Annotated in this window: 8 protein-coding genes; 7 read left to right on the top strand and 1 reads right to left on the bottom strand. The window is 59.2% G+C overall.

Features of this window, described 5'->3' with window-relative positions; genetic code table 11:
- The 4 genes from ACIOZM_RS13215 to ACIOZM_RS13200 form a co-directional block, all read left to right on the top strand.
- On the top strand, nt 1-670 hold a 670-nt coding region (locus ACIOZM_RS13215), incomplete at its 5' end, for a bifunctional hydroxymethylpyrimidine kinase/phosphomethylpyrimidine kinase (protein WP_401214271.1).
- 18 nt (nt 671-688) lie between these two features.
- A complete protein-coding gene (thiE, locus tag ACIOZM_RS13210) occupies nt 689-1,312 on the top strand; it encodes a thiamine phosphate synthase (protein ID WP_401214269.1) in 624 nt (207 codons plus the stop codon).
- Nucleotides 1,313-1,329: 17 nt separating this feature from the next.
- Entirely contained in the window at nt 1,330-2,613 is a 1,284-nt protein-coding gene (gene hemL, locus ACIOZM_RS13205; RefSeq protein ID WP_401214266.1) for a glutamate-1-semialdehyde 2,1-aminomutase, read from the top strand.
- Nucleotides 2,614-2,838: 225 nt separating this feature from the next.
- Nucleotides 2,839-3,393 carry a tetratricopeptide repeat protein gene (locus ACIOZM_RS13200; RefSeq protein WP_401214263.1) on the top strand — a complete coding sequence of 185 codons (555 nt, stop codon included), beginning with the start codon at nt 2,839-2,841 and terminating at the stop codon, nt 3,391-3,393.
- A 122-nt stretch (nt 3,394-3,515) separates the two neighbouring features.
- Here ACIOZM_RS13200 and ACIOZM_RS13195 read toward each other — a convergent pair whose 3' ends face one another.
- Nucleotides 3,516-3,845, bottom strand: coding sequence for a DUF1820 family protein (locus ACIOZM_RS13195; protein WP_077045543.1), 330 nt, complete (start codon nt 3,843-3,845; stop codon nt 3,516-3,518).
- A gap of 133 nt (nt 3,846-3,978) precedes the next feature.
- Between ACIOZM_RS13195 and miaB the strand changes: the two genes are divergently transcribed.
- The 3 genes from miaB to ybeY all read left to right on the top strand — a co-directional run bounded on the left by miaB (nt 3,979) and on the right by ybeY (nt 7,027).
- On the top strand, nt 3,979-5,307 hold the full coding sequence (gene miaB, locus ACIOZM_RS13190) for a tRNA (N6-isopentenyl adenosine(37)-C2)-methylthiotransferase MiaB (protein WP_401214260.1): 1,329 nt from the start codon (nt 3,979-3,981) through the stop codon (nt 5,305-5,307).
- A 228-nt stretch (nt 5,308-5,535) separates the two neighbouring features.
- A complete protein-coding gene (locus ACIOZM_RS13185) occupies nt 5,536-6,540 on the top strand; it encodes a PhoH family protein (RefSeq protein WP_401214258.1) in 1,005 nt (334 codons plus the stop codon).
- The gene (gene ybeY / locus ACIOZM_RS13180; protein WP_401214255.1) at nt 6,533-7,027 is read left to right on the top strand and encodes an rRNA maturation RNase YbeY; all 495 of its coding nucleotides are present in this window, start codon (nt 6,533-6,535) and stop codon (nt 7,025-7,027) included. The genes ACIOZM_RS13185 and ybeY overlap by 8 nt, the downstream gene beginning before the upstream one ends.
- Nucleotides 7,028-7,118: the final 91 nt, after the last annotated feature.

The following is a 7,118-nucleotide window of genomic DNA, read 5'->3' as shown; positions in this document are numbered from 1 at the left end:
CGCCCTGACCGTGCAAGACACCGTCAACGTCACTGACTTCCGCGTCCTCGACCGTGAGTGGGTACTGGCCCAGGCCAATGCCGTACTCAACGATTCCGAAGTCGCGGCAGTCAAACTGGGCATGCTCGGTTCGCTGGAGATGGTCGAGACCGTCGTCGAGCTGCTGACCGCGCACCCGCACTTGCCAGTGGTCTGCGACCCGGTGCTGCGTGCCGGTGGCGGCGGACGCCTGGGCAAGGACGAAGTCGGCTACGCCATGCGCGAACGCCTGCTGCCCCTGTCGATCATTGCCACCCCTAACCTTCCTGAAGCACGCATCCTCGCCGAACTGCCTGAAGGCACCGCCGACGAATGCGCTGAAAAACTCCTGCCGTTCGTCAAAAACCTGCTGATCACCGGTGGCCACGGCGACGAAACTGAAATCCATAACCGCTTGTACAGCCGCGACGGTCTGCGTGAAACCTTCACTTGCCAGCGTTTGCCGGGCAGTTATCACGGCTCCGGCTGCACTTTGGCCAGCGCTTTGGCCGGTCGTCTGGCCCAGGGTGAAAACCTCGCCAGCGCCGTACGCAGTGCACTGAATTACACCTGGCGCACCCTGCGTGACGCCGAACAGCTAGGCAAAGGCCAGTTCGTGCCGCGCCGCTTGCCGCTGGATTTCTGCTCGTAACGTCGTGAGGTCTGCCTGATGAAACTCCGTGGCCTGTATGCCATCACCGACAGTGAATTGCTGGCCGGCAAGTTTCTGCCTTATGTGGAGGCGGCGCTGGAAGGCGGCGTCACCCTGCTGCAATATCGCGACAAGAGCAGCGACGAGGCCCGCCGTCTGCGCGAGGCCGAAGCGCTGCGCGATCTGTGCGAGCGTTACAAGACGCAACTTATCATCAACGATGACGCCGAACTGGCCGCCCGCCTGAACGTCGGCGTGCACCTTGGCCAGACCGACGGCCCGTTGTCGCCGACCCGCGCCTTGCTCGGTTCGAAAGCGATCATCGGCTCGACTTGCCACGCCCAACTGGAGCTGGCGCAGCAAGCCACCAAAGAAGGCGCGAGTTATGTCGCCTTCGGTCGCTTCTTCAATTCCAACACCAAACCCGGTGCGCCGACTTGCAGTCTCGATCTGCTCGACGAGGCCAAACGCACGCTGCATCTACCGATCTGCGCGATTGGCGGCATCACCCTCGACAACGCCCCGCCGCTACTGGCCCACGGTGTTGATCTGCTGGCCGTGGTGCATGGCCTGTTCGGCGCCGAAAGCACCGCCGAAGTGACGCGCCGCGCCCGCGCATTCAATGAATTGTTCAAATCCTGATTTTTGAGAGCCCGATCATGTCTCGTTCCGAAACCCTGTTTGCCAATGCCCAGAAACACATCCCTGGTGGCGTGAACTCGCCGGTTCGCGCGTTCAAGAGCGTTGGTGGCACACCGTTGTTCTTCAAACACGCCGAAGGCGCCTACGTCACCGACGAAGACGACAAGCGTTATGTCGATTACGTCGGTTCCTGGGGGCCGATGATCCTCGGCCACAGCCATCCGGACGTGCTGGACGCAGTGCGCAATCAGCTGCAGCACGGTCTGTCTTACGGCGCCCCGACCGCGATGGAAACCGAGATGGCCGATCTGGTCTGCTCGCTGGTGCCATCGATGGACATGGTGCGCATGGTCAGCTCCGGCACCGAAGCGACCATGAGCGCAATCCGTCTGGCCCGTGGTTTCACCGGTCGCGACAGCATCATCAAGTTCGAAGGCTGCTACCACGGTCACTCCGACAGCCTGCTGGTCAAGGCTGGCTCCGGCGCACTGACCCAAGGCGTGCCAAGCTCGGCCGGCGTACCGGCGGCGTTTGCCAAACACACCCTGACCCTGCCGTTCAACGACATCGATGCCGTTGAAAAAATGCTCGCCGAAGTCGGCGAAGAAGTCGCGTGCATCATCGTCGAGCCGGTCGCCGGCAACATGAACTGCGTGCCACCAGCACCGGGTTTCCTCGAAGGTTTGCGCACCCTGTGCGACAAGCACGGTGTGGTGCTGATTTTCGACGAAGTGATGACCGGTTTCCGTGTCGCCCTCGGCGGTGCTCAGGCGTACTACGGCGTGAACCCGGATCTGACCACCTTCGGCAAGATCATCGGTGGCGGCATGCCGGTCGGCTGCTTCGGTGGCAAGCGTGAAATCATGGAACGCATCGCGCCGCTGGGCCCGGTGTATCAGGCCGGTACGCTGTCGGGTAACCCGCTGGCGATGGCCGCTGGTTTGACAACTCTGCGCCTGATCAGCCGTCCGGGTTTCCATGCCGAGCTGACTGACTACACCACTCGCCTGCTCGATGGCCTGCAACAACGTGCTGACGCCGCAGGCATTCCGTTCGTGACTACTCAGGCGGGCGGCATGTTCGGCCTGTACTTCAGTGGCGCCGACGACATCGTTACCTTCGAAGATGTGATGGCCAGCGATGCTGCGCTGTTCGGGCGCTTCTTCCACTTGATGCTGGAAGGTGGCGTGTACCTGGCACCGAGCGCCTTCGAAGCCGGTTTCACCTCGATCGCCCATGGCGAAGCCGAGCTGAAATTGACTCTGGATACTGCCGAACGCGCCTTCGCCGCACTGAAGTAATCCGCCGTACCGCTGACGTTGGCTATTGCCGGCGTCAGCATTCACCTACACCCACAGGTTTTTTCCGACGCATCTGCTAAATATCATCCTAAAGTGGGCGATATATTCCCCGCGCAGCAGAAAAACGAGTAAAGACTTTGTAAGGATGGCCCTGCTTATTTCATAATGCGCGCTTATTGGATCCCTCGATGGGTCCGCGTGCCCTTCAGAGGTAAGTCGATTCCCATGAACCGCACCGGCCGCACCCTTGCCTTGGGCTGCCTGTTGCTCCTTCAGCCCCTGCTCGCGCATGCACAAGCAGGCGGCAACTCGTTGTTGATCCCGGCGATGGGTCGTTGCACCCTCAATACTCAGCCGCAAGACGTCACGCAGGCACTTGCCGCCTGCCAAAAGGCTGCGGACGAAGGGGATGCGCAAGCGCAATACGAGTTGGGTGAGTTCTACTACGACGGTAAAAGCGCGCCGCGCGACCTCAATCAAGCCCTGAGCTACTTCGAAAAGGCCTCGTTGCAAGGCCACGCTCAGGCACAGTTCAAGCTCGGCACCATGTTTTTCCATGGTGAGGGCGTACAGGCCAACAACATTCAGGCGTATATCGTGCTGAAGATGGCCGCGGTCAACGGCGCCGAAGATGCGCTGGACACCGCCGACGAAGTCTCCGAAAAAATGTCCCGCGAAGATCTCGAAACCGCCACTCAGGTGCTCGGGCAAATTTTCCGTAAATACCTGATGGAACTGCAAAGCGCCGATGGGCGTACGCCGTTTTCGCCACTGCCCTGATTTCTTCGCCGACTTGTTGGCCCTATCGCGAGCAGGCTCACTCCTACAGTAGATCTCCAGCACACTGAAGATCTACTGTAGGAGTGAGCCTGCGCGCGATAGGAGCGACGCGGTCTTGAGTTTTACTTCTCAGGCATCGGCACCGGGAACGGCATCACATTGCCGACCGCGCCGCGGGCTTCGCTGATTTTCGGGGTGCCCAGACGCTCGACTTCATCGATGCGCACAATCGAATGCATCGGCACAAAGCTGCGCACCACGCCTTCGAACTGCGCCTTGAGCTTCTCTTCGCTCGGATCGACGACCACTTGCGTGCGCTCGCCAAAGACGAACTCTTCCACTTCCAGAAAGCCCCACAGATCACTTTGATAGATCTGCTTGGCGTACATTTCGAACACCTGGCCCTGGTTGAGGAAAATCACCTTGTAGATTGGAGCTTCGCGTTTGGTCATGGCGGGCGGATAACATCGGGGATAAAAATGAGGGCGCGAACTATAGCATAGCCTCCGGACGCACAGCGGTAGGAACCTGAGGACATGTTCCCTATAATGCGCGGTTCTTTGAACCACGTGACGACCCTATTCCATGGCCAAGAAGCTTTACATCGAAACCCACGGTTGCCAGATGAACGAGTACGACAGCTCGCGCATGGTCGATCTGCTGGGCGAACATCAGGCCCTGGAAGTCACCGCTCGCGCGGAAGACGCGGACGTGATTCTGCTCAACACCTGCTCGATCCGCGAACGCGCCCAGGACCGGGTGTATTCCCAGCTCGGCCGCTGGCGCGAGCTGAAACTGGCCAACCCGGAGATGGTAATCGCCGTCGGCGGTTGCGTGGCCAGCCAGGAAGGGGCGGCGATTCGTGATCGCGCACCGTACGTCGACGTGGTCTTCGGCCCACAGACCCTGCACCGCCTGCCGGAAATGATCGACGCCGCACGCCTCACCAAGCTGCCGCAGGTTGACGTGTCGTTCCCGGAAATCGAAAAATTCGACCACTTGCCCGAGCCGCGTATCGACGGCCCGAGCGCGTACGTGTCGGTGATGGAAGGTTGCAGCAAATACTGCACGTTCTGTGTGGTGCCCTACACCCGTGGTGAAGAAGTCAGCCGGCCGTTCGACGACGTGCTCGCCGAGATCATCCACCTCGCCGAAAACGGCGTGCGTGAAGTGACCCTGCTCGGGCAGAACGTCAACGGCTATCGCGGCCTGACCCATGACGGACGCCTGGCCGATCTGGCTGAACTGATCCGCGTCGTGGCCGCCGTCGATGGCATCGACCGCATTCGCTACACCACTTCGCACCCGCTGGAGTTCTCCGACAGCCTGATCCAGGCCCACGCTGAAGTGCCGGAACTGGTCAAGCATCTGCACTTGCCGGTGCAATCGGGTTCGGACCGGATTCTCGCGGCGATGAAACGTAACCACACAGCCCTTGAGTACAAATCCAAGCTGCGCAAACTGCGTGCGGCAGTGCCGGGGATCAGCATCAGCTCGGACTTCATCGTCGGTTTCCCCGGCGAGACCGAGAAAGACTTCGAACAGACCATGAAGCTGATTGCCGACGTCGGATTCGACTTCTCCTATTCGTTCGTTTACAGCCAGCGCCCGGGCACACCCGCAGCCGATCTGGCCGACGAGACGCCGGAAGAACTGAAAAAAGAGCGTCTGAACGCGCTTCAGCACCGCTTGAACCAACAAGGTTTCGAGATCAGCCGACAAATGGTCGGTTCGATCCAGCGCATTCTGGTGACCGACTACTCGAAAAAAGATCCGGGCGAGCTGCAAGGGCGCACCGAGAATAATCGAATCGTCAACTTCCGCTGCGACACTCCAACCCTGATCGGCCAGTTCGCCGACGTGCACATCGACGCGGCACAACCGCATTCGCTGCGTGGGTCGTTGGTTCAGTAACAAATCTTGATAACAGTGAAGATCATGTGGGAGCTGGCTTGCCAGCGATAGCGGAGTAACAGGCAACATCTTTGCCGGACTTGATGGCCTCATCGCTGGCAAGCCAGCTCCCACAATGAACTGCATGGGTCTTGAGATTGAGTTCATCCATTTAAGAGCTTTCGCACCCACGCCTCTGGCGTTATCCTTGATTTCATCTTAATTGCCCCAGGGCGGCTAAATACGACCTTGAACGCACCCATAGAACCACATCGTTTTATTCTCGAGCCCTTTGAGGCTCGCCGCTTCGCCAATCTGTGCGGGCAATTCGACGAGCATCTGCGCTTGATCGAACAGCGCCTGACTATCGAAATCCGCAACCGCGGTAATCAGTTCGAACTGATCGGCGATCCCCAGCACACCACTTCTGCGGAAAATCTGATTAGACGCCTGTACCGGGAAACCAAGGGTTCAGAGCTGTCGCCAGATACGGTGCACCTGTTCCTGCAGGAATCGGCCGTCGTCGAACTGGATAACCATGCCCCCGCCGAAGCCTCCGTCGCCCTGCGCACCAAGAAAGGCATGATTCGCCCACGCGGCTTGAATCAGCTGCGCTACGTGAAGGAAATCCTCGGTAACGACATCAACTTCGGCATTGGTCCGGCCGGTACCGGCAAGACCTATCTGGCCGTGGCGTGCGCTGTCGATGCTCTGGAACGCGAGCAGATCCGTCGCATCCTGCTGGTGCGTCCGGCGGTTGAAGCGGGTGAAAAACTCGGCTTCCTGCCCGGCGACCTGTCGCAGAAGATCGACCCGTACCTGCGCCCGCTCTACGATGCGCTCTACGAGATGCTCGGTTTCGAATACGTGGCCAAGCTGATCGAACGGCAAGTGATCGAAGTCGCGCCGCTGGCTTATATGCGCGGTCGCACGCTGAACAACAGCTTCATCATTCTCGACGAAAGCCAGAACACCACCGTCGAGCAGATGAAAATGTTCCTGACCCGGATCGGTTTCGGCTCTACGGCGGTGATCACCGGCGACATCACCCAGGTCGACCTGCCAAAGGGCACCAAGTCCGGCCTGCACCATGTCATCGAAGTGCTCAAAGACGTGCCGGGCATCAGCTTTACTCACTTCATGCCCAAAGACGTGGTGCGCCATCCTTTGGTGCAACGCATCGTCGAAGCCTACGAGCGCTTCGAGAATCGCGTAGCCGACGAAACCCCGAAGGACAGCCGCCGCGATGCTTGAGCTAGACCTGCAAATCGCGACCGAAGCGTCCGCGCCGAGTGAAGCCGACTTCCGCCTGTGGTGCGAACTGGCCCTGCGCCAGCGCACCGCCGACTCGGAAATGACCATTCGTCTGGTCGACGAGGAAGAAGGCCGCGAGCTGAATCACACCTGGCGGCAAAAAGATTACGCGACCAACGTCCTGTCGTTTCCGGCAGACGTGCCTGACGAGTTTCTCGACATCCCGCTGCTCGGCGATCTGGTGATCTGCGTGGCGGTGGTCGAGCGCGAAGCTGCCGAACAAGGCAAGGAACTAAAGGCCCATTGGGCGCATCTGGTCATTCACGGCTGCTTGCATCTGCTCGGTTACGACCATATAGATGACGAAGAAGCCGAAGAAATGGAAGCACTGGAACGCGAGTTGCTTGCTGAACTGGGCTATCCCGATCCGTACGCGGATGACGAAACCGAAACATCCCCTATCGTTACAACAAAGGATTCAGAGTAATCGCTATGAGATAATATGTATAGATCTTATGTGAGTAGTGTTGGGTTTGTTTTTTGATTGAGGATTTTTCCTAGGTGGTGTAGTTATGTTT

This window comes from Pseudomonas sp. NPDC087346 (genome assembly GCF_044744235.1).
GTDB lineage: Bacteria > Pseudomonadota > Gammaproteobacteria > Pseudomonadales > Pseudomonadaceae > Aquipseudomonas.
The sequence above is the reverse complement of the archived record's forward strand: the minus strand, read 5'-3'. Positions and strand labels throughout refer to the sequence as shown.